The 20,991-nt window shown below is 58.0% G+C and carries 19 protein-coding genes; 8 read left to right on the top strand and 11 right to left on the bottom strand.

Translation table 11 applies throughout. The features are described from left to right. Positions 1-22: 22 nt before the first annotated feature. Entirely contained in the window at positions 23-889 is an 867-nt protein-coding gene (locus B5D52_RS10380) for a LysR family transcriptional regulator (RefSeq protein WP_016148639.1), read from the bottom strand. Positions 890-1,025: 136 nt separating this feature from the next. Here B5D52_RS10380 and B5D52_RS10375 point away from each other — a divergent pair, with 136 nt between their 5' ends. Further along, positions 1,026-2,054 (top strand): YeiH family protein, encoded by a 1,029-nt coding sequence (locus tag B5D52_RS10375; protein WP_016148640.1) that lies wholly within the window; start codon positions 1,026-1,028, stop codon positions 2,052-2,054. Between the two features lie 190 nt (positions 2,055-2,244). Next, positions 2,245-3,159 carry a 1-phosphofructokinase gene (gene pfkB / locus B5D52_RS10370; protein WP_016148641.1) on the top strand — a complete coding sequence of 305 codons (915 nt, stop codon included), beginning with the start codon at positions 2,245-2,247 and terminating at the stop codon, positions 3,157-3,159. Here the strand turns inward: pfkB and B5D52_RS10365 are convergent. Beyond that, the gene (locus tag B5D52_RS10365; RefSeq protein ID WP_016148642.1) at positions 3,149-4,012 is read right to left on the bottom strand and encodes an MBL fold metallo-hydrolase; all 864 of its coding nucleotides are present in this window, start codon (positions 4,010-4,012) and stop codon (positions 3,149-3,151) included. The two genes, pfkB and B5D52_RS10365, sit on opposite strands and share 11 nt — an antisense overlap. A gap of 88 nt (positions 4,013-4,100) precedes the next feature. Between B5D52_RS10365 and B5D52_RS10360 the strand changes: the two genes are divergently transcribed. Continuing rightward, a complete protein-coding gene (locus B5D52_RS10360; protein ID WP_016148643.1) occupies positions 4,101-4,910 on the top strand; it encodes a nitrilase-related carbon-nitrogen hydrolase in 810 nt (269 codons plus the stop codon). Positions 4,911-5,325: 415 nt separating this feature from the next. Here B5D52_RS10360 and B5D52_RS10355 read toward each other — a convergent pair whose 3' ends face one another. Beyond that, positions 5,326-6,687, bottom strand: a complete 1,362-nt coding sequence (locus B5D52_RS10355; protein WP_016148644.1) for an MATE family efflux transporter — start codon at positions 6,685-6,687, stop codon at positions 5,326-5,328. 168 nt (positions 6,688-6,855) lie between these two features. Here B5D52_RS10355 and B5D52_RS10350 point away from each other — a divergent pair, with 168 nt between their 5' ends. The 5 genes from B5D52_RS10350 to B5D52_RS10330 all read left to right on the top strand — a co-directional run bounded on the left by B5D52_RS10350 (position 6,856) and on the right by B5D52_RS10330 (position 13,347). After that, positions 6,856-7,764, top strand: a complete 909-nt coding sequence (locus tag B5D52_RS10350; protein WP_016148645.1) for an AraC family transcriptional regulator — start codon at positions 6,856-6,858, stop codon at positions 7,762-7,764. A 130-nt stretch (positions 7,765-7,894) separates the two neighbouring features. After that, complete coding sequence (locus tag B5D52_RS10345; RefSeq protein ID WP_016148646.1) at positions 7,895-9,691, top strand: FtsW/RodA/SpoVE family cell cycle protein; 1,797 nt, start codon at positions 7,895-7,897, stop codon at positions 9,689-9,691. After that, positions 9,678-11,039, top strand: a complete 1,362-nt coding sequence (locus tag B5D52_RS10340) for a penicillin-binding transpeptidase domain-containing protein (RefSeq protein WP_016148647.1) — start codon at positions 9,678-9,680, stop codon at positions 11,037-11,039. The genes B5D52_RS10345 and B5D52_RS10340 overlap by 14 nt, the downstream gene beginning before the upstream one ends. Positions 11,040-11,205: 166 nt before the next feature. Then, positions 11,206-12,393: a CobW family GTP-binding protein gene (locus B5D52_RS10335; protein ID WP_016148648.1), complete on the top strand. Its 1,188-nt coding sequence runs from the start codon at positions 11,206-11,208 to the stop codon at positions 12,391-12,393. 3 nt (positions 12,394-12,396) lie between these two features. Further along, positions 12,397-13,347 (top strand): TIGR03943 family putative permease subunit, encoded by a 951-nt coding sequence (locus tag B5D52_RS10330; protein ID WP_016148649.1) that lies wholly within the window; start codon positions 12,397-12,399, stop codon positions 13,345-13,347. 370 nt (positions 13,348-13,717) lie between these two features. On the opposite strand, the gene B5D52_RS10325 is transcribed toward B5D52_RS10330, so the two are convergent. From B5D52_RS10325 to B5D52_RS10290, 8 genes are all read right to left on the bottom strand, one after another. Next, positions 13,718-14,368 (bottom strand): potassium channel family protein, encoded by a 651-nt coding sequence (locus tag B5D52_RS10325; RefSeq protein ID WP_073993776.1) that lies wholly within the window; start codon positions 14,366-14,368, stop codon positions 13,718-13,720. A 248-nt stretch (positions 14,369-14,616) separates the two neighbouring features. Next, positions 14,617-16,605: a CotH kinase family protein gene (locus B5D52_RS10320; protein WP_016148651.1), complete on the bottom strand. Its 1,989-nt coding sequence runs from the start codon at positions 16,603-16,605 to the stop codon at positions 14,617-14,619. Positions 16,606-16,620: 15 nt separating this feature from the next. Continuing rightward, on the bottom strand, positions 16,621-17,289 hold the full coding sequence (locus B5D52_RS10315) for a DUF4956 domain-containing protein (protein ID WP_016148652.1): 669 nt from the start codon (positions 17,287-17,289) through the stop codon (positions 16,621-16,623). 27 nt (positions 17,290-17,316) lie between these two features. Beyond that, positions 17,317-17,994: a polyphosphate polymerase domain-containing protein gene (locus B5D52_RS10310; RefSeq protein WP_016148653.1), complete on the bottom strand. Its 678-nt coding sequence runs from the start codon at positions 17,992-17,994 to the stop codon at positions 17,317-17,319. Between the two features lie 366 nt (positions 17,995-18,360). Next, complete coding sequence (locus tag B5D52_RS10305; protein ID WP_016148654.1) at positions 18,361-19,044, bottom strand: DUF554 domain-containing protein; 684 nt, start codon at positions 19,042-19,044, stop codon at positions 18,361-18,363. A 99-nt stretch (positions 19,045-19,143) separates the two neighbouring features. Then, positions 19,144-19,575 (bottom strand): MarR family winged helix-turn-helix transcriptional regulator, encoded by a 432-nt coding sequence (locus tag B5D52_RS10300; protein WP_016148655.1) that lies wholly within the window; start codon positions 19,573-19,575, stop codon positions 19,144-19,146. Between the two features lie 85 nt (positions 19,576-19,660). Continuing rightward, a complete protein-coding gene (locus B5D52_RS10295) occupies positions 19,661-20,122 on the bottom strand; it encodes a peroxiredoxin (protein ID WP_016148656.1) in 462 nt (153 codons plus the stop codon). A gap of 18 nt (positions 20,123-20,140) precedes the next feature. Then, positions 20,141-20,875, bottom strand: coding sequence for a YaaA family protein (locus B5D52_RS10290; protein WP_016148657.1), 735 nt, complete (start codon positions 20,873-20,875; stop codon positions 20,141-20,143). Between the last annotated feature and the right edge of the window lie 116 nt (positions 20,876-20,991).

Below are 20,991 nucleotides of genomic sequence, written 5' to 3'. Positions count from 1 at the left end.
GGTTTACCGGTCAAATTACGACTCAAAGCGCGTTCAGGCAGTCCTGCCAGATATCCAGAAACAGGTCGTCGTGCAGATAGACAAAGTTGAACTCCCGGCGAATGTCCAGCCCTTGCAGCGTAAACGATGCCAGACTGCCTGCGTCCAGCTCAGCCTGTGCGACTGGTGCGTACACGAAGGTCACGCCGATGCCCTGCATGGCCAGCGATTTGAGCACGGTAAAGTCGCTGATCTCCAGCACGCGCACAAAGCTGTCCAGCGTGTGATTGCGCTCGTGCAGCACGTCCTCCAGAATCGCGCGCGTACCCGAACCCTGCTCGCGCACCAGAATGGTCTGGGAAAACAGCTCCTCAAAGGTCACTTCCCGACCAGCAAACGGATGATCGGGCGCACACACGCCGAAAAACCGCTCCTGCCGCAGCAGACGGTGTCCATACTTATCCTTGTCGAAAAATCCCTCGACCAGTGCAAAGTCCAGCTCGCCCTGATCGAGTGCGCGCAGCAGCACCTGCGTATTGTCCACCGCGAGCGACAGTGCGGTCGTCGGGTGCTGGCGCACAAACTGGCTGATGAGCGGTGCGATGACGTACTCGCCGATGCTCTTGGTCGCACCGACGCACAGGCGCACGGGCGCAGGCTCGTTCATCGCCTCGTCCATCTTGCGGCTGTTATAGGCCAGCGAAGCCGCCATGCGCCGGAGGCGCTCGCCCTCCTCGGTCAGGCGCAGCGTCTTGCCCTGATAGATAAACAGGCGGCAGCCGTAATGCTGCTCCAAAAAGTGGATGTGCTGGGTGACGGCGGGCTGGGTGATGCACAGCCGCTCGGCCGCGCGAGTGTAGTGCATGGTCTCGCATAAGGTCAAAAAAGTCTGCAAACGATAGTCTAGCATGCGGGTTTCCTCTCTTTACGATGATCTATTTATTTTTCTTATCAATCTATAATAACTTATCATTTTATTTTATCAATAATCTGTGCTATCATCAAGACCAGATCAAGAAAACCTACCCAAAGGGGGATACATTTACATGGAACGCATCAAACAGCATTTACCCGGTCTGGCGCTCTGCCTGCTCCTCTCTGTTCCCTGCTGGCTGGCCGGTCAGGCCTTCCCGGTCATCGGCGGACCGGTCTTTGCCATCCTGCTCGGCATGGTCATCTCTCTGTTCTGGCATGATAAGGGGCGCGCAGCCGACGGTATCGGCTTTACCTCCAAAAAAATTCTGCAATACGCGGTCATCCTGCTCGGATTCGGACTGAACCTGTCCGATATCGCCCGTGTCGGCGCCGAGTCCCTGCCCATTATCGTCTCCACCATCTCGATTTCGCTCATCATCGCCTTTATCCTGTGCCGCGTCCTGCACATCCCCGGCAACATCTCCACGCTGGTCGGTGTCGGTTCGTCCATCTGCGGCGGTTCGGCCATCGCAGCCACTGCGCCGGTCATCGAGGCCGACGACGAGGAGATCGCGCAGGCCATCTCGGTCATCTTCCTCTTTAACATCCTCGCCGCTCTCATTTTCCCCTCGTTCGGTCAGGCGCTCGGTCTGTCCGAGCACGGCTTCGGCCTGTTTGCCGGTACGGCGGTCAACGACACGTCCTCGGTCACCGCGGCAGCCTCGGCCTGGGACGGCATGCACCCCGGACACAATGCGCTGGACATCGCAACCATCGTCAAGCTCACCCGCACGCTGTCCATCCTGCCCATCACCCTCGTGCTCGCCTTCTACCGTGCCCATCAGGCCAAAAAGCAGCACAAGGCAAGCGGAAACACCTTCCACTTCTCCAAAATCTTCCCGTTCTTCATCCTCTTCTTCCTGCTCGCCTCCATCATCACCACGGTGTGCACCATGTCGGGCATTCCGGCTGTCGTGTTCCACCCCTTCAAAGAGTTATCCAAGTTCTTCATCATCATGGCCATGCTCGCCATTGGTCTGGGCACTGATTTGGTAAAACTGGTCAAGACCGGCGGCAAGCCCATCCTCATGGGTCTGTGCTGCTGGATCGGTATTACCTGTGTCAGCCTGGGCATGCAGCATGTGCTGGGATTGATGTAAAAGTCTCCATTCCTGTCGTACTGAGGGAGCTTCGGCTCCCTCAGGCTCTTTTTCCCGTCTGAATTCCACCATATAAAAATTGCGCCGTACCGCACGGCGCTTTTTTCATGCCCGCTTTTGACAGTCGTCCTGTGCAAACGGTATAATAAACCTATCAGTTTTGTCTTGTGTGAAAGAAGGTCGTTTTTCCTTGATCTACACGGTTACCCTCAATCCATCCCTCGACTATTACCTCTCCCTGCCCGCCCTGCATCCGGGTACCCTGCACCGCGTGCAGGACGCCCAGCTGCTGCCCGGTGGAAAGGGTGTCAATGTCGCGATCGTGCTGTCCCGTCTGGGTGTCCCGGTGCGTGCGCTGGGCTTTGCGGCCGGTCACACCGGTGCGCTGCTCACCACCCTGCTGCGCGAAATCGGTCTGGACACCGATTTTGTGACCGTCCCGGACGGTATGACCCGACTGAATGTCAAAGTTTCCACCGAGAGCGAAACCGAGCTCAACGGCGCAGGGCCGGACATCCCGTCCGATGCCTTTGAGACGCTGCTGCGCAAGATGGACGGACTGGAACCGGACGACATTCTGGTCTTGTCCGGCTCGGCACCGGCCTCGCTGCCCGCCGATGCGTACAATCAGCTAGCGCAGCGGGCGCAGGCGCGCGGTGCGCACATCGTTGCCGACACGACCGGCCAACGGCTCACCGATCTGCTGCCCTGCCGTCCCTTCCTCATCAAACCCAATGCGCTCGAATTGTCCGAGGTCAGCGGTCAGACGGCGGACACGGTCGCAGAACGTGCCGCACAGGCGCGGCAGTTGCAAGCGCTGGGCGCGCGCAACGTGCTGGTGTCCTGCGGTGCCGAGGGTGCCGTGCTGGTCACCGAGGGCGGCGACATTCTGACCGGTCAGGCACCGCAAGGCGCGGTGCGCAGCACGGTGGGCGCGGGTGATTCCATGGTCGCAGGATTTCTCGCGGGCTGGCTGGGCGGTGGTTCCTACGAGGCCGCTTTGCGGCTGGGACTGTCCGCCGGCAGCGCGACCGCGTTCCGCGACGGTCTGGCCGAGCGCGGCGACATCGACCGTCTGCTGTCCGAGACTCACGTCACAGCGTGAGCGTCAGCCCGTCAAACGCGATTTCATAGCCGTGCGCACGCGCAAACGCGGACATTTCCTCGTGCGGCAGCATGTTTTCGTGCGACAAGTGGGTCGCAAAGACATGTCCGCGCGGCGTGAGCAAGCCCTGCGCACGCAGACGCGCCGCGGCCTCGGCCACGTCCCGGGCGTTCATGTGGTCGGTTGGATAGCCGGTCTCGGGCATCAGGCCGTAGGTGTGGTCTAAAATCACGCACGCAAACTGCGTCCCAGTCTGCTCCAGCGCCTGCCACACGTCTTCCCCGAACGCCGGACTGTCTACCCCGTAGAAAATCGCGGTCTGGCCGTCTGAAATGAGATACATGCGGCTGTCGCAATCAGGCGCATGGTGGGAGTAAATACCGGTGACCGTGTACTTTCCGGCAGAAAAAGGCGTGCCGACCTGCACTTCGTGCACGGTCAGGTTGAGCTTTTCCCGGCCGGACGGTGTGGTCAGGTCGGTGCCCGACTCCTCGCCCTCGAGCCACTGTCCCAGCCGGATCAGAGATGCCCCGGAAGCTGCAATCAGCAGGGGCGGCGTATCGGCGCAGCCGTATTCGGGCATGCGCGTGACCAGATGACCGGAGTCGAAGTGGTCCCCGTGCGCATGGGTGACCAATAAGGTGCGCACGCGGGTCAAGTCCCTGCCCAGCCGGTGCGCCGAAGAGACCGCGTCCGCGCCGCAGTCGATGAGCAAATCGTCATTGATGAGCAGCGCCGAACGGGTGCGCAAGTCCTTTCCGACCTGCACGCGGGCTGCCCGGCAGGTCGGACAACTGCAAAACGGCAGCGGAACTGCGGTCGCTGCACCGGTTCCCAAAAATGTAATCTGCATGTGCTCTCCCCTCTCTTTCGGGCTCAGCATATCACGTTTTTTACCCCTTTACAAGCGGCAGACCCGCCAAATCTCAGGAGGAATTTTTATGGATACCCGTATCGCTATCGCTCAGATCAATGCTTCGTCTGACCCGCAGCAAAATCTACGCACCGCTGCCCGCATGGCAGCCGAAGCTGCACAGAAACAGGCGCATCTGCTCATGCTGCCCGAATATACCATGACCTACCCCGACCACCGCCTGCCGGACGGCGTTCCCTTCCCCGGCGGTCAGCCGCTGGACGGCCCGTTTGTCAGCGGTCTGCGCGAACTTGCCGCCACACACAGGCTGTGGATTACCTGCGGCGTGATCGAGCAGACCCCGGACGATCCCAGACCGTATAACACAACGGTCGTGATCTCCGATCAGGGCGAATTGGTCGCGTCCCACCGTAAGTGCCAGCTCTATGATGCGTTTTCCTACCGCGAATCCGACCATTTTCGCCCGGGTATGTCCCGTTTTACGCCCATCCAGACCCCGTTCGGTACGCTGGGGCTGATCGTGTGCTATGAATTGCGCTATCCTGAGCTTGCACGCTTGCAGGCCATCGAGGGTGCGGAGTTTTTGCTGGTCACGGCGGCGTTTGTCTGCGGCAAGCAGAAGGCGCAGCAGTGGCATACTCTGCTCGCCGCCCGTGCGGTGGAAAATGGGTGTTTTGTGCTGGGGTGCAATCATGTCAAACCAAAGGTATTTTTAGGTGAGAGCGCGGCGTATGCGCCCGATGGTCAGACGATCATGGAGTGCGGCGATACACCTGAGCTTATGGTTGTGACCTGTGATCGGTCGCAAATCGGCATGGTGCGGGAGAGTTGCCCGGTATTGCGGCAGAGACGAGAGGATTTGTACTCCCTCAAATAAGCACCGCAGCCCTACTGAAGTTTGGATCAAACCTTTTCAAAGGTTTGCAGGTTCTCAGGGCAGAGCCCTGAGGCGGACTCCGCAGAGTCCGAAACTCCCCTTTTGAAACCCGGTGTCCGACCCGGGTTTCAACTGAAACAAACAAAAAGGAAAGACCGTCCGAAGGGGCGGTCTTTCCAGAGAATTGCGCGTCTGCGGACGCGCTTTTATTTTTCATTTTAGTTGATTTTCGCAGAGGCGAAAATCAAAAAGAGATTCCGCTGTCTGCGGACAGCGTCTCAGGGCAACAGTGCCCCCGTGTTAGGGCCTTGGCCGAACAAGTCGGCCACAGCCTTGCGGGAAAAAGCCCCACAGGGGCCTTTCCTAATTCCACAAGGTTCGAGAAAGGCTTGAGCGAAAGCTTTAATTACGCTTTTCAACGTGTGATCTGTTTAATCCATTTCTTCGACCGGACGCGCAGGAAAATGACCGGGCACTTACCAAGCTGTTCCATCTTCAAACAGAAGAACACGACCACCGGCGAAAAGTGGAACACAAACGCGGACAATGCTGCACACGGCAGACAAATCAGCCACACGAAAACGATATTATTCCACATTGCAAATCTGGTATCGCCGCCCGCGCGGAGGATGCCGCAATCGGCGGCCATTTGATAGCATGTACCAACCGAAGTGATGGCAAGGACGGTGATAAACTGGCGGGTAAGTTCAGCAGCCTCGGGTGAGAGCGTGTTATAAATCTGCAAGACCGGCCCGCGTGACAGCAAGATGATGAGTCCAGTGAACACGCCGATGATACAGAACATGATCTGGAAGGTGAAGGCGGTCTGGTCGATGCGCTCCTTGTGTCCCTCACCCAGCGTGCGGCCGGTCATGATTGCCGCAGCGCTGGCTGCGCCGTATCCCACGACCGACAAGATCTGGAACACCAGAACCGAGATGGAATTCGCCGGGACGACCATTGCTGCGTTCTCCATATTGCCCAGAATCGCCGTCTGGATGATGGAGGATGCGCCCCACATGGTCTGTGTGACCAGCATGGGCAGCGAGACATGGATATAGTCTTTAATATAGCTGGTGTCGATAAAGAGCAGTTTACGCCAATTGAGACGCAGGGTATGTTCACGGAATTTGAGGAACCAAATGACGATCAGCAGCTCAACCGTGCGCGAAACCAGGGTGGCAATCGCTGCACCGCGCACGCCCAGTGCCGGTGCGCCGAAGTGGCCGTAAATCAGGACATAGTTGAGGCAGATATTGATACACAACGTGGACGCCGAAATAATGTATCCGATCTTGACGATACCGATACTGCGAAGCGAGGCGGTCAGCATATTGGTCAGGGCAAAAATCACGTAGGTAAAGCAGATGATCTGCAAGTACTGGACGGCCTGCTCCATAATCACCGGGTCATTTGTCATCAGGCGAATGATCTGGGTGGGAAACAGCAGCGCGAGCACGAACAGTACTGCCGCGATGCTCACACCGAAGCGCAGTCCTGCGCCGATGATATCCGGGATGGGCTTTAAGTCCTTCTTGCCCCAGTACCGTGCGCCCAGCACGACAACGCCCTCACCGACGCCCTGTACCAGCATCTGCAAAAAGAATTGCAGCTGGTTGCACAGCGATGCGCCCGACAGCGCGTCCTGTGAAAATCGGCCGAGCATGATGTTATCGGCCAGGTTGACCGAATAGGTCAGCAGGTTTTGCAGCGCCAGCGACAGCGTCAAAATGGCGAACGTCCTATAAAATGTCTTATCGTGCAGCATGCGGCTCATGATTCGATATCCTCTCTTTTGCGTCTTTCTCACAATCCACTGAGAACAGCATACCACATCTCTTTCGGTGCGCAATAAAAAAAAGCCGCAATCTATTTATATTTTATGCTATAATGTACCCATCCAGCCCGCCCATCTGTGCGCGAGCCCGCGAAAGGAGCATTCTGCATGAACGCTGTTCTCAAATCCTGCCGAACCAACACCGAGCGCGGTGTTTTGCCCGAATCCCGGCAATATTACAACACGCCTTCGGCCATTGCGCGGCAATTATTCTACTATCCCACCGAAATCGGACGATACACGCTGGACACGCGCTATCATTTCCTCGACACCTCGCCGGGTGCCGAGCGCGAAAGTCACAAAAATTTTATGCTGATCTACATCGACTCGGGCGGCATGGAAATCTTTAACGATGGCCGTCGTGCGCTGGCCGCGCCCGGTCAGATCGCGCTCATCAACTGCCGCAAGCCGCACCACTACCGTGCGCTGCGCGACACGCGCATGATTTTCCTGCACTTCGACGGTGCCAACACCGCCGCCTTTTTCGATCAGATTATCTCGGTACACAGCGGCAAGTGGGTGCTGTCCGTGCCCGCAGGCAGCCACATTCGCGCCGATCTGCTGCACATCTTTGACGCGCAGGCGCGAGCTGCCGACTTTCAGCCGCACACGCCGAGCGAGTCCGAGTTATCCCAGACCATCTACCGCATTCTGTGCGAACTGCTCGTCCCGCCGCGTGATGCGTCGCTGACTCCCGATCAGGATCTCATCGCGCAGGCCATCCGCTACATTCTCGACCATCTCTTTGAGCCGCTATCAGTCGAAGATGTCGCATCCGCGGTCAGTCTGAGCGCGTCGCACTTCTCCCGTCTGTTCAAGGCGCGCACCGGCTACTCACCCCACGAGTACATCGTCCTGCGCCGCATCGATGAGGCCAAATCCCTGCTGCACACCACCTCGCTCTCGGTCAAGCAGATCGCCTTCCGCGTCGGCTATCACAGCGAGGTCAACTTCATTTCCTCGTTCACCGCAAAGACCGGCATGTCCCCGGCAGTCTTCCGCCGGATGCCGATTTGACCCGTCTGAACCCCTGCAAACCCATCGAATTATACCATTTTGTCGGTTTACGCACTCCGGGCACTGTGCTATAATGGTACGTTGTACGGAAACAACCACTTAAACCCCACCCGAAGGGAGGAATCTTAGTTTGACTGAAACTTTTACCGGTGTGAGCGGTGCCTTACAGGCCGGTATGGACAGTCTGTACAGCCTGTCCCAGCAGTTTCCTGAAATCAGCGCATGGTACACGACGGTCATCCGTTTTGTGCTTCCCGTGCTCGGTCTGCTCATCCTGCTCACCGCCATCCGCTCGCTTTTATCGGTCAAGCACACCGCTGAGGTCTGGGCTTACCTGAACTTCGGCGAACAGCGCATCCCGCTGACCCACTGGGAGAACATCATCGGCCGCCAGAAGACCGCCGACGTGGTCATCGACGATCCGGCCGTTTCCCGCACCCATGCCGCCCTCATCCGGCAGCCCGACGACACTTGGAATCTATACGATTTGGGTTCGACCTCGGGCACCTATGTGCGCGGACGCACCGCGCCCGCCGAGGAGCCGCTGCCGGTCGAATTTGGAGACGAAATCTCCTTTGCCGACATTCCGGCATGGCTGGAACCGGTGTCGCCCGAGGAAAAGCAGGCGCGGCGCAAGCGTCGTGCCGGTCTGGACAAGCCGGTCTCACCCTGGGGACTGCTCATTTTGATGAGCTTTTTCCAGATTCTGACCTGCATCCAGCTCATCATCTCGACCGGCGAAAAGGCCGATCCGACGCTGCCGCTCATCTTCCTCGGCATGACCGCCGTCATGTGGATCTACTGTCTGACCCTGCGCGCCTTCCGGCGGGTGGGCTTCGAGATGGAAATGATCGCCTTTTTCCTGTGTACCATCAGCCTTGCGGTCACGGCATCCTTTGCCCCGGCCTCGGTGCCCAAGCAGTTCTTTGCCATCCTGCTCGGCATGGTCGGCTTCCTTGTGCTCGGCTGGTTCCTGCGTGACCTCAGCCGTGCAAACGCGCTGCGCAAGTTCATGGCCGTGCTGGCTGTGCTCCTGCTCGCTGCAACCTTGGTTCTGGGTTCGTCGAGCGGCGGTGCGAAAAACTGGATTAAGCTGGGCGGCATGTCGCTCCAGCCGTCTGAGATCGCCAAGGTCTGCTACATCTTTGCCGGTTCGGCAACCCTCGACCGTCTGTTCCGCAAGAAAAACCTCGGTCTGTTCATGGCGCTCACCCTCATCTGTCTGGGCTGTCTGGCGCTGATGAACGACTTCGGTGCAGCGGCCATCTTCTTCGTGACCTTCATCGTCATCGCCTTCCTGCGCTCGGGTGACTGGGCGACCCTCGCCCTCATCTGCGGCGGCTGCGGCGCGGGCGGTCTGGTACTGTTATCGGTCAAGCCCCACGTACTCAAACGCTTTGCAAGCTGGGGTCACATCTGGGAGGACGTTTACGGCGCTGGTTTCCAGCAGACCCACTCGCTGACCGCTGCCGCATCGGGCGGTCTGGTCGGTGTCGGTGCGGGCAACGGCTGGCTGGGCGTCACCGCGGCCGACACCGATATGGTATTCTGTAAGGTCTGCGAGGAATGGGGTCTGATCATCGCGGTGCTGGCTGTACTCTGTATCGTCACGCTGGCAGTCTTTGCCGTGCGTGCCTGCCGCGCCGGACGCTCCAGCTTCTACACCATCGCCGCATGCGCTGCGACCTCGCTCATGGTCTTCCAGACCTGTCTGAACGTCTTCGGCGCGGTCGACATCCTGCCCCTGACCGGTGTCACCTTCCCCTTCCTGTCCAACGGCGGTACCTCCATGTTGGCTTCCTGGGGCATGCTGGCCTTCCTGAAGGCATCCGACACCAGACAGAACGCAAGCTTTGCCATCCGCCTGCCCTCGCGGCGTGAACTGAGACACGAACAGGAGGAATTTGACGAATATGCGGAAGATTGAGAAACGCGCGGTTTTGTGCCTGATCATCGCGCTGGCACTGATTGCCGGTCTGGGTCTGTTCTGCTTCCGGTTCGTGACCAATGCCGCCGACTGGGCAGCCTACCCCTACAACCGGCACATGTACTCAAACAGCGGTCAGCTATTGAGCGGCACCATCTTAGACCGTGACGGCGATGTCCTGACCGAGGTCAAGGACGGCGAGCGCGTCTACTACCCCGACGCCACCGTGCGCCGTGCGACCGTACACGCAGTCGGCGACGGCTCGGGCTACATCGGCACGGGCGCCCTGACCGCCTTTGCCGATCGTCTGTCCGGCTACAACCTGATTACCGGCGGCTATTCTCCGCTGGGTTCGGGACGCAACCTGACCCTCACCTTGGACGCTTACCTGAACGTCACGGCGTACAACGCCATGGACGGCCGACAGGGCACGGTCGGTGTGTACAACTACAAGACCGGCGACATCCTGTGCATGGTCTCCACCCCGTCCTTTGACCCGGAAAACCCGCCTGCGGCCTCGGAAGCACAGGACGGCATCTACTTGAACCGCTTCCTGTCCTCTGCACAGGTGCCGGGCTCCATCTTCAAGACGGTGACCCTGACCGCCGCGCTGGAAAACCTGCCCGACCTCAAGGATCGCACCTTCACCTGCACCGGTGAGACCACGGTCGGCGGTACGGTCATCACCTGTCCCAAGCCGCACGGCAAGATGGACATTGCATCGGCCTTCGCAAACTCGTGCAACGGTGTCTTTGGCGCACTCGCAGCCGAACTCGGCGGCGACACCATGACCAAGTACGTCGAGCAGGCCGGTCTGACCCGCCGCATGTCGGTCGACGGCATCATGACCGCAGCCGGTCACTACGACGTGTCCGAGGCTGACAAGGGACAGATCGGCTGGTCGGGTGTCGGTCAGTACACCGACACGGTCAATCCCTGCAACATGATGACCTACATGGGTGCCATCGCAAACGGCGGCACGGCTGCCGTTCCGCGTCTGATCCTGGACATCACCACCCCGAGCGGTATCCCGACGTCCTGGCAGCGCACCGAAGAGACCGACACGCTGGTACAGGCAAGTACGGCGTCGCAGGTCAAGGAAATGATGAAAAACAACGTTGCCCAGACCTACGGCACCGATCGTTTCCGCGGTCTGGACATCGGCGCGAAGAGCGGTACGGCAGAAGTCGGCGGCGACAAGCGCCCCAACGCATGGTTTGCCGGTTTCCTCGACGATCCCGAACACCCCTACGCCTTCATCGTTCTGGTTGAGAACGGCGGCGGCGGTGCATCGGTCGCAGGCGAGATCGCAGCAACCGTCCTGCAGGCCTGCGTCGACAAGTTCTAAATCCCCATGCCCGAGGCACACACGCCCCGGGCATGTTTTCTGCTCCATTGTTTCCCTTAACTAATTTTTCCACTCTGTTTACAAATACACCCTTTATTTTTTGCCGCAATCGCGGTATGATAGGTGCAGATGAATTTTTTAACCGCTTGGAAAGGGGTCTTTTTTTATGACCAAGATTGATATTATTTCCGGTTTCCTGGGCGCGGGCAAGACGACCCTGATCGGCCGCCTGCTGTCCGAACCGCTCAAGGGTGAACAGGTCGTGCTGATCGAGAACGAGTTCGGCGAGATCGGCATTGACGGCGGCTTCCTCAAGGATGCCGGTGTCCAGATCACCGAAATGAACTCGGGCTGCATCTGCTGCACGCTGGTCGGTGACTTCGGCAAGGCACTGCAGGAAGTCATTGAGACCTACCACCCGGCACGCATCCTGATCGAGCCCTCGGGTGTCGGCAAGCTGTCCGACGTCATCGCTGCCGTTCAGCGCGTTGCAGAGCACGAGCCGGTCGTCCTCAACAGCTTTGTCACGGTTGTCGATGCCCAGAAGGCCAAGATGTACGCCAAGAACTTCGGCGAGTTCTTCCTCAATCAGATCGAGCACGCGGGCGCAATCCTGCTCTCCCGTACCCAGTTTGTCAAGGAAGACCGTCTGGAACAGGTCGTTTCCCTGCTGCGCGAGCACAACAAGGATGCTCGTATCGTAACGACTCCTTGGGATCAGCTGACCGGTGCGCAGCTGCTGTCGGTCATGGAGGACAGCCACTCGCTGTCGGCTGAGGTACTGGCTGAGATCGTACACGCAGCTGAGGAGCACGAGCACCACCATCATCACGATCACGACCACGAACATCACCATGAACACGGTGAAGAGTGCGGCTGCCACGACCATGAGCACGAGCATCATCACCATGAGCATGAACACGAGCACCACCATGAGCACGGTGAGGACTGCACCTGCGGCTGCCACGAGCACGAACATGAGCACCATCACCACGACCATGAGCATGAACACCACCACGAGCACGGCGAGGGCTGCACCTGCGGCTGCCACGACCACGATCATCATGGTCACCACCATGCCGACGAGGTCTTCCAGAGCTGGGGCCGTGAGACCACGCACAAGTACACCGAGGAGCAGATTGCGTCCATCCTGAACGCGCTCGGTGATATCTCGCTGGGCACCATCCTGCGCGCCAAGGGCATCGTTGCTGCAACCGAGGGCGAGTGGATTCACTTCGACTTCGTACCCGGTCAGCCCGAAGTCCGCCGCGGCCCGGCTGACTACACCGGCCGCCTGTGCGTCATCGGTGCAGAGCTGGACGAAGACCGCATCGCTGAGCTGTTTGGGGTGTAAACCATGAAGGAAATTCCTGTCTATCTGTTTACCGGCTTTCTGGAGAGCGGCAAAACCATGTTCATCCAGGACATCCTCCGCGACCCCAACTTCACCGAGGACGAGCGCTCGCTGCTGATCGTGTGCGAGGAGGGCATCGAGGAATACGATCCCCAGCTGCTGCACGACGCACGCACCGAGATCGTCATGGTCGAGGATGCGTCCGAGCTGACGCTGCGTTTCTTCCGCGATCTGGGCAAGAAGTTCAATCCTGACCGCGTCCTGATTGAGCTCAACGGCATGTGGGAAATCGGCGACTTCCTCGAGGGCAAGCTGCCGCCCGAGTGGCCGCTCTACCAGATCGTCACCACGGTCAACGCCCAGACCTTCGAGCTGTATTCCAACAACATCGGCCCGCGTATGTTCGAGCAGATTTCCATGGCCGATCTGATCGTCTTTAACCGCTGCACCGACGAGCTCAAGCAGATGCTCTACAAGAAGAACATCCGCGCCATGAACCCCCGTGCCACCATCTTCCTCGACGATGTGAACGGCGGTTCAGAGGACTACCGCGATAACATGCCCCGCCCCTTCGATCTGGACGCGCCTATCATCGACATCTCGGACGAGAATTTTGGCCTGTGGTACGTCGACGCGACCGGTGATCCCGAACCGTATATCGGCAAGACGGTCAAGTTCAAGGGCATGGTGTACAAGACCAAAAAGATGGAGCAGGAGCACGTCTTTGTTCCTGGACGCTTTGCGATGGTCTGCTGCGCGGATGACGTGCAGTTTGTCGGCTTCCTGTGTAAGGATGCCGACACGACCGGTATTGCGCATAAGAGCTGGGTGACGGTTACGGCAGAGGTACGTGTGGAGTATGTTCCCCAGTACCGCGGCGAGGGCGCGGTGCTGTATTGTAAGAAGATCGAGAAGGCCGAAGCGCCCAAGGAAGAACTCGTATATTTCAATTAAGCACCGCACCAATCAATCGGGGTCCAGGGGACGAGTTCCCTGGCGCGATCCAGCCGCGCAGGCTGGCCGCTCGCCGCAGCGAGCGGAATCCCCCTTTTGAAACCCGGTGTCCGACCCGGGTTTCAACCCAAACAAACAAAAAAGAAAGACCGTCCTGTCGGACGGTCTTTCTCATGAGCGCACTTTGTGCGCGGAGTATTGCGCCGTCTGCGGACGGCGTTTTTTTATTTTTGTTCAGTTGATTTTCGCAGAGGCGAAAATCAAAAAGAGCGTTTCGCGCTCTGCGGAGCGCGACTCAGGGCTCTGCCCTGAGAACCCGCAGCCTTTCGAGAAAGGCTGGCGAAAGCTTTATTTCGCCAGCGGGCGGGACTTACTTCCGCAGAATAAACTTGGTCAAATCCTTATTCGCGCCCAGAATCAGCATGGTTTCATCTTCTTGGAACACATGATCCGGTCTCGGCAGCGGGTCAAGGTGAGAACCGTGACGCAATGCCATGACGCTGATGTGATACTTGGTTCGTACACTCAGCTCTACCAGCGTCTTGCCGACCCATGCACGCGGAATGGGCACTTCATAGATCGAATAATCACCGGTCAGCTCGATATAGTCGAACACGTTGTCCGAGCTATACTTAACCGCTGCGCGGATTGCCATTTCCTTTTCGGGATAAACAACCTGATCCGCGCCGTTGCGCAGCAGGAACTTGGCATGGACATCGCGGTTGGCACGCGCGACGACAAACGGTGCGCCGTAATCCTTGAGCAGTGCGACGGTCTCCAGAGAGCTCTGGAAATTGTCACCGATCGCGACAACGCACAGGTCAAAGTTGCGCACACCCAGCGACGCGATGAAATTTTCATTGGTGCTGTCGCCAATCTGCGCACTGGTTACAACGGGCAGTACATCGTTGACGCGCTGCTCGTTGATATCGATTGCAAGTACCTCGTGATTCATCTCATTGAGTTTGCCCGCCATGTGACGGCCAAAACGGCCGAGACCAATCAGCAATACCGATTTCATTGCCATATCCTCCCCATCTGCGGCAAAAGGCCGCTGTGCTTTTAGGCATTACAATTTTGTATCGTGCCTTCCATTATAGCATTCCCGCTCGCAAAAGCATATCCCCTTTTTGTAAAATTTGTGATAACAACGAAAAACAGGCTGACTCCGTAAGGGAGCCAGCCCGCAGCGCGGGAAGGAGGATCAAGGGAATTTCAGGGATGTCAGCCTGCGCCGCGCTGACCGCAGGCCATGTTTACAAGGGATCCTTATGAGGTGGTTGACAAATTGGATTCGGAAGCCATGCCCGGTGGTGTCTGACCGTCTGGCGGCGTGCCTGACGGCTTTTCACCGCTTACTTCCGGCGGCTGTGCCGATTGCGCCGCTGTGGTTTGGGTCGTATCGGTCGTGGCTTCGGTGGATGGCTGGGAAGCGTCATCCGGTGCGGCAGCGGTATCTTCGGTCTGCTGACCGGCTGCGCCCGGCATCATCTTGCCGCCGCGACCCATCATGCCGCCCTCTGCGCCATTTCCGCCGTGACCGCCGCCGCCGAACTGCGAACCCATGACCGACAGATCAAGGTCGGAAGCGTCCACGAGTGTACTGCTGTCCGCCTGCTGGCCGTCGGTGGTCGACGGGATGGTACCATCCAGCTGACCCAGAATGCTCTCTGCGCGGCGCTCAATGACCGTCTTAAGCATTTCCACCGCTTCGGTGTACTCGTCTGTGGTGTAGAACGCGGTCGGGTCGTGTTCCTCGGTCGCGACGCGGCTGTCCAGCAGACCGCGCAGCATGGTATAGGTCAGCTCAAACTGACCGCCCTGCACGTACTCGGTGCACAGCTTTTCCAGATACGAATGATAGAGCGCACAGGCGTCCTCATCGTTCAGAATCACGGCGAAAATCTGGCGATCTTCCATGCTGACGCTGGATACCGGGGTATCGATGGGGAAATTGATCGTATTCGACGCGTCTCCGCTCATAAAGCCGCCGAAGGCCAGGTTATAATCCCACGGCAGGAGCGCGAGCTGTCCGTCCTTCTCGTACAGGCAATAGTTATGCGCCATATTGCCCGAAAGCGAGTCCAGATTGACGACAAAGGTCTGCACAGCCATATATTTACACAGCAGGTCGACGTCTACGCCCGACAGGTCGCCCTCGCTGATTTTCTTGAGTGCCTCGACGACGCGCTGGTGGTCTGCGTCATCGGTATCGGTGACCTCGCCTTCCCAGATGGTCTCGTAGCTGTCGAGGTCATCGTCGATATAGTTGAGGTCGGAACCGCCGCTCGACATGCCGCCGCCCATACCGCCGCGGCCGCCGCCACGTTGGAAGCCCTCGCGGGTCTGATCGTCAGCGGGTGCGGTCTGGGTGTTGTCCGACGGGGCGGTCGGCTGGGAGTCGGTGGCAGTTTGATCGTTCTGGGTGTCGGTAGGCTGGGTGTCACCGGTGTCCTGTGTATCATCGGTCGATGCCATGGGCGGCTGTCCGGGCATCTGTGCGCCGTCCGGCGGCTCGGGCATCTCACCCATCTGCGGCATTTCACCCATTTCCGGCATCTCGAGCAGTTCCTCGTCCTCGCCCAGTCCCATCATCTCGCGGATTTCGTCCTCGTCCTTATCCATCATGCCGCCTGGGCCACCGCCGCCCATGTTCTCGGGCTTATACAGCTCGCCCGGCGATGCGCCGAAATTGCGCGTCAGGAAGCTTTCCTCTACGCCCTCAAGCGCAAGGTAGATGCCCCACGGCTCGCCGTTGACCGTGATCTCGGCCATGGCGTAATCGGAAGCCGGCATGTCCAAAAAGGCGAACATATCATAGACAAAGTATTCCTTGAGATAGGTTGCGTCCGACATCAGGTTGTTGAGTACCAGTTTATCCAGTCCCCAACAGGTCTGACCGTCCTGATAGTGGTCGAACTCGATCTTGAAGCTGTAACGGTCGGAATCCGAGGACGCGACCTGCGTCAAGCTGGTATTGCCCTTGGGTCGGATGCCGACATTTTCAAAAGTCTGGCCGTTGATGGTCACATCGGCCGCGTAATAGGTTTCACTCAGTGCGTTGTCGAGCATATCCTGCCAGTCATCCGCGTCCATCTGGATGTCCACGGTGATGAGGTTGGTACCGAACAGCGTCGATTCATACTGCTGCTCAATCCCACCCACAGCCTCGGCAAAGCACGGCATCAGGCAGGACACGACGAGCATGACCAGAACGAGCACGATGGCCAGCACTTCGGTTGATTTCCGACGGATCATCGCACACGCTCCTTTTTACGACATGTACTCGCCGTTGTAGCTGACGAGCACCGCGCTGCGCACACCGTTCGATGCCGCAACCTGATTGACGAAATTGGTCGTACCGTCGTCGGGCAGGCGGACTTCGGCGGTCACTTCCACGCCGTCGGTCGTAACCGTCTTGGACTTGATGACGAATTTCTGGTGAGAAAGTGCGGCAAAGGCGACGTGCTCGGCGCGGTCATCGTCACACGAGACGACCAGCAGATAGGGGTGATCGTTCTCCTTGCGGTTGACGAAAACCAGAAGGACGATGCCGGCCACGAGAGAGCCGACGATTGCCATGAGGAACTGACCGGCACCGGTCACGATGCCGCAGGCCAGCGCCCAGAACAGGTAAACGATATCAAGCGGGTCCTTGATGGCTGCGCGGAAACGGACGATGGACAGTGCACCGACCATGCCGAGCGACAGGACGACGTTTGACGTGACGGCTAAGATGACGAGCGTGGTCACCATGGACATGCCGATGAGCGACACGCCGAAGGTGGACGAATAGAGCACGCCATGGAAGGTTTTCTTATAGACGAAAAAGACGAACAGGCCGAGTGCGAGCGAGATCACCAGCGCAAGCGCGGTGTCGAGCAGCGAAAACGACTGTACGCTGTCCAAAAAGTTAGACTTAAAGATATCTTGAAAGGACATTGGAATGGACTCCTTTATGTGGATTTTTTAGTATACCATGCGGCAGATCGCGTACTTGGAAAAGGCGGCAGCGCGGAAATTGCCCAGATCGAGCAGTCCGGCGACCAGTGCGGGCAGATAGCGGTCGTATTTGATCTCGAGCACGATCTTGCCCCGTGCAGCCGGGATGGCGGCATGGGGTTCGAGGAAGTTCTCGTCTGCGCCCGCCGACTCAATCTGGCTGTCGAAGGTCACGCGGACGTTTCCGGGGCTGTACAGAAAGGGTTCGCGGACGTAATCGACCGTTGTGCGCGGGCGAAGGGTCTCAGTTTTCATCTTGACGTACAGTTCGCGAATCAAACCGTGCGGGCTCTCTGCCATCCATGCGGTATCTCCGCGCAGCAGGGCGCGCACCTGATCTGCGGTCATAGGTGCGTTATACTTGACGCCGAGGCCGTGGTTTTTGTACTTCTTTTCCAGCTGGATATGGTCGAGGTCGTTATTGTAATAGCGAATGCGGAATTTTTCGCGTTCGGCCTTACCGTCCAGCTTTTCGCGCAGGATTTTATCGTTGTGGTTATCGAAGTACAGGCTGTGTACGCGATACAGGCCATCCTGGCCGACGTGTGGGTCATGCTGCATGACCGGGAGCAAGCGGCGGCGCAGGGCGAGGTAATCGCCGTAGGTGATTTCATGTTTGAGTTCATGCCGCGGCTGTTGATCCATGGTTTGCTGCCTCCTTTTAGAGTTGATTTAAGACTGTATTTAGTGTAGCCGCGCGGTGTGACAGCTGGATGAACGAACTGTGTAAATTGTGTGTAAAATGTTCGCCTGCATACGATTCGACGTTTTGGGACAAGTAAAAAAACCGTTCCCACGGGGAACGGTTTTGATGAGCGCGTTTGACGCGCGGGGAATTTCGCTCGCTGCGGCGAGCGATGGTTTTTTATTTTTGGTTGATTCCCGGATCGGACACCGGGAATCAAAGGGGAATTCCGGACTCTGCGGAGTCCGGCTCAAGGCTCTGCCCTGAGAACCCGCAGCCTTTCGAGAAAGGCTGGCGAAAGCTTTATTTCGCCTAGGTGCGGGAGTTCATCCTAACAGGGCTTTGATTGCGAACCAGATGACTGGAACCGCCAGCGACGGCAGCATATTGAGTGTTTTACAGTCACGAATGTTCAGCATGGACAAACCAGATGCGGCGATGAGGATACCGCCGATGATAGACACTTCGGTCATCAGGGCATCGGTCAAAAATCCAGACAATGCACCGGCGCACAAATGGATTGCACCCTGCCAACAGAACAGCACGCCGGCAGCGCAGGCGATGCCGATGCCGTAGGTCGAGGCCAGGGTCATGGAGGTGACGAGGTCGAGGGTTGCGTTGGTAAAAAGATAAGTATGGTCGCCGTAGAGGGCGCTATTGATCGGGCCCAAAATGGACAGCGTACCGATGCAGAAGAGCAAAATTGCAGTAGACAGCCCCTGTCCCAGTCCGCCGTCCTTGGAAAACCGGCCGACCAGGCGCTGAAACCGGCCATCGATATCCAGCATGGTACCGGTCAGCGTACCGACGGCAAGGCTCAGGATAAACAGCACGGGAAAGGTACTATTCGGCATATTCTGTGCGACTGCGTTGACGCCGAGTGCGCAGGCTGCCAGTCCCATTGCTTGAAACAGTGCCCCTCGATATTGTTCCTTGATGCCGTGCCGCAGGCAGCTGCCCGCGATCGAACCCACCAAAATCGTTCCTGTGTTGACAAGCGTGCCGATCATGTACTGCGTTTTCCTTTCGTTTTGTAGTGTGATAAAGTATCGGGTATGAAGAAAACCGATGCGGCCGAAAATCATACGGATACGCATCGGTCTTTATGCTTATAATTTGGGCCAGCCCTCTTTGCGGCTGTGTGCGACGTTGTCCGCGATACGATGGAGAAAGGTGAAGAACTGCGTCCATTCCTCCTCAGTGAAGCCCTGCATACACATATGATTCCACTCGTCCAGCGTTTCATTGACGTACTGCAATGCCTCCTGACCGCGTTCGGTCAGCCGCACCAGTTTTTCGCGCTTATTGTTCTCGTTGACTGTGCGCGTAATCTGTCCGGCGTTTTCCAGACCGGCCAGCAGCTTGGCCACGCGGCCTTTGTCGATCTCCAGACGTGTGCACAGCGTATCCTGATTGCAGCCGTCCAGCGACGCGATCATGCGCAGCGCGAACGCCTCAACCGGAACCAGATCATATTCTTTCAGCCGCTCGCGTACAAAGCTCTGCTCGCCGCGGCGGATGACACCAATCGGATGAATCATTCGGAAGTCCCCCTCTGTTGTTTCTCCCAACGGTTCTTTCCTCTATTTTAACCCATCCGAACCGCGTTTCGCAAGGGCTGAACGCTTATTTTCCGGTTAAAAAGTCCAAAATCTGCTGTGCGTTCTGGTCGGGCTTGACCTTTTCGCCTGCCCACTCGATCACACCGTCCGGGCCGATCACGTAAGTCGTGCGCACAACGCCCATCGAGGTCTTGCCGTAGAGCTTCTTTTCCTTCCACACGTCATACGCCTGAATAGCGGTCAGTTCAGGGTCGGACAGCAGCAAAAACGGCAGTTCGTTCTTCTCAGCAAAGCGCTGGTGGCTCTTCTGCGAGTCCTTGGACACGCCGACGACCGGCACGCCCAGTGCTTCATACGCTCCATGTGCCGCCGCGAACGCGCACGCCTGCTTGGTGCATCCGGGCGTAGAATCCTTGGGATAAAAATAGAGCACCCATCGCTTGCCTGCGAATGTCTCCGACGAAATCAGATTCCCCTGTGCATCCGGCAGCGTAAAGGCCGGTGCTTTTGTGCCTACCTGCAGCATCTTAGTTCCCTCCTACGGTCAAAGCTGTTGTACATAGGTGTACACCGCATCGTTGGACAGGCTGGGCGCAAACGCAAAGCCCAGTTCGTCAAATCCGGTCAGGTCTTCCTGCCGGTCGATGCGGTTCTGGATGATATACCGTGCCATCGCGCCGCGTGCCATCTTGGCATTGGCCGCCAGACAGCGCAGCTTGCCGCCGCGCTCGGACAAAAACTCACAGGTCAGAAACCGGTCGCCCGGCTTGAGCTGCTTGGATACCGCACGGCTGTACTCGCTCGAGGCCAGATTGATTACGAGATCGGTCTCGGCATACAGGTCATCCCGGAGCTTGCTGCCCCAGAATTTATACAGATTCATGCCGCGCGGACGGCGTGACATCTCCAGACGATAGGGATGGATGACATCAAGCGGTCTGAGCGCACCGTAGAGCGCCGACATGTGGCGCAGATGGTTCTGCGCAAAGCACAGATCGTCGTCGGTCAGGCTGTCCGCGTCCAGATATTTATAAGCCAGTCCATCATAGGCCAGAATGGCCGGGTCTCCGCCCTCCGGCGTCCAGGCCGCAAAATCGGCCGCTGCACGGAGCGCAAGCGCGGGACTGATCTGCATGGTGCTTTCCAGTTCATAGGCGGGCATGGCGCACAGAACGTCTGCCAGTTCTTCGGCCTCCTGTCCGCGCTGGGGTCTGGTCGTCGGAAGCGCGCGCTCCGGCGCCGAACGCATATTTTTTGCCGGGGATAAGATTGCGATCATACTTCCGCTTCCTTTCTTTGAATTTGACAATGCTTCCCATTGCCGTATACTTCCGTACACATTTTTTATTGTATCCGTTTTACCACAAAATTTCAAGTAGCCCACCCCCCTTCATT

The sequence above is a fragment of the Butyricicoccus pullicaecorum DSM 23266 genome (genome assembly GCF_900167005.1).
In the GTDB taxonomy this organism is placed as follows: domain Bacteria; phylum Bacillota; class Clostridia; order Oscillospirales; family Butyricicoccaceae; genus Butyricicoccus; species Butyricicoccus pullicaecorum.
Note: the sequence above shows the minus strand (reverse complement) of the source record. Positions and strands in the feature narration are given on the sequence as shown.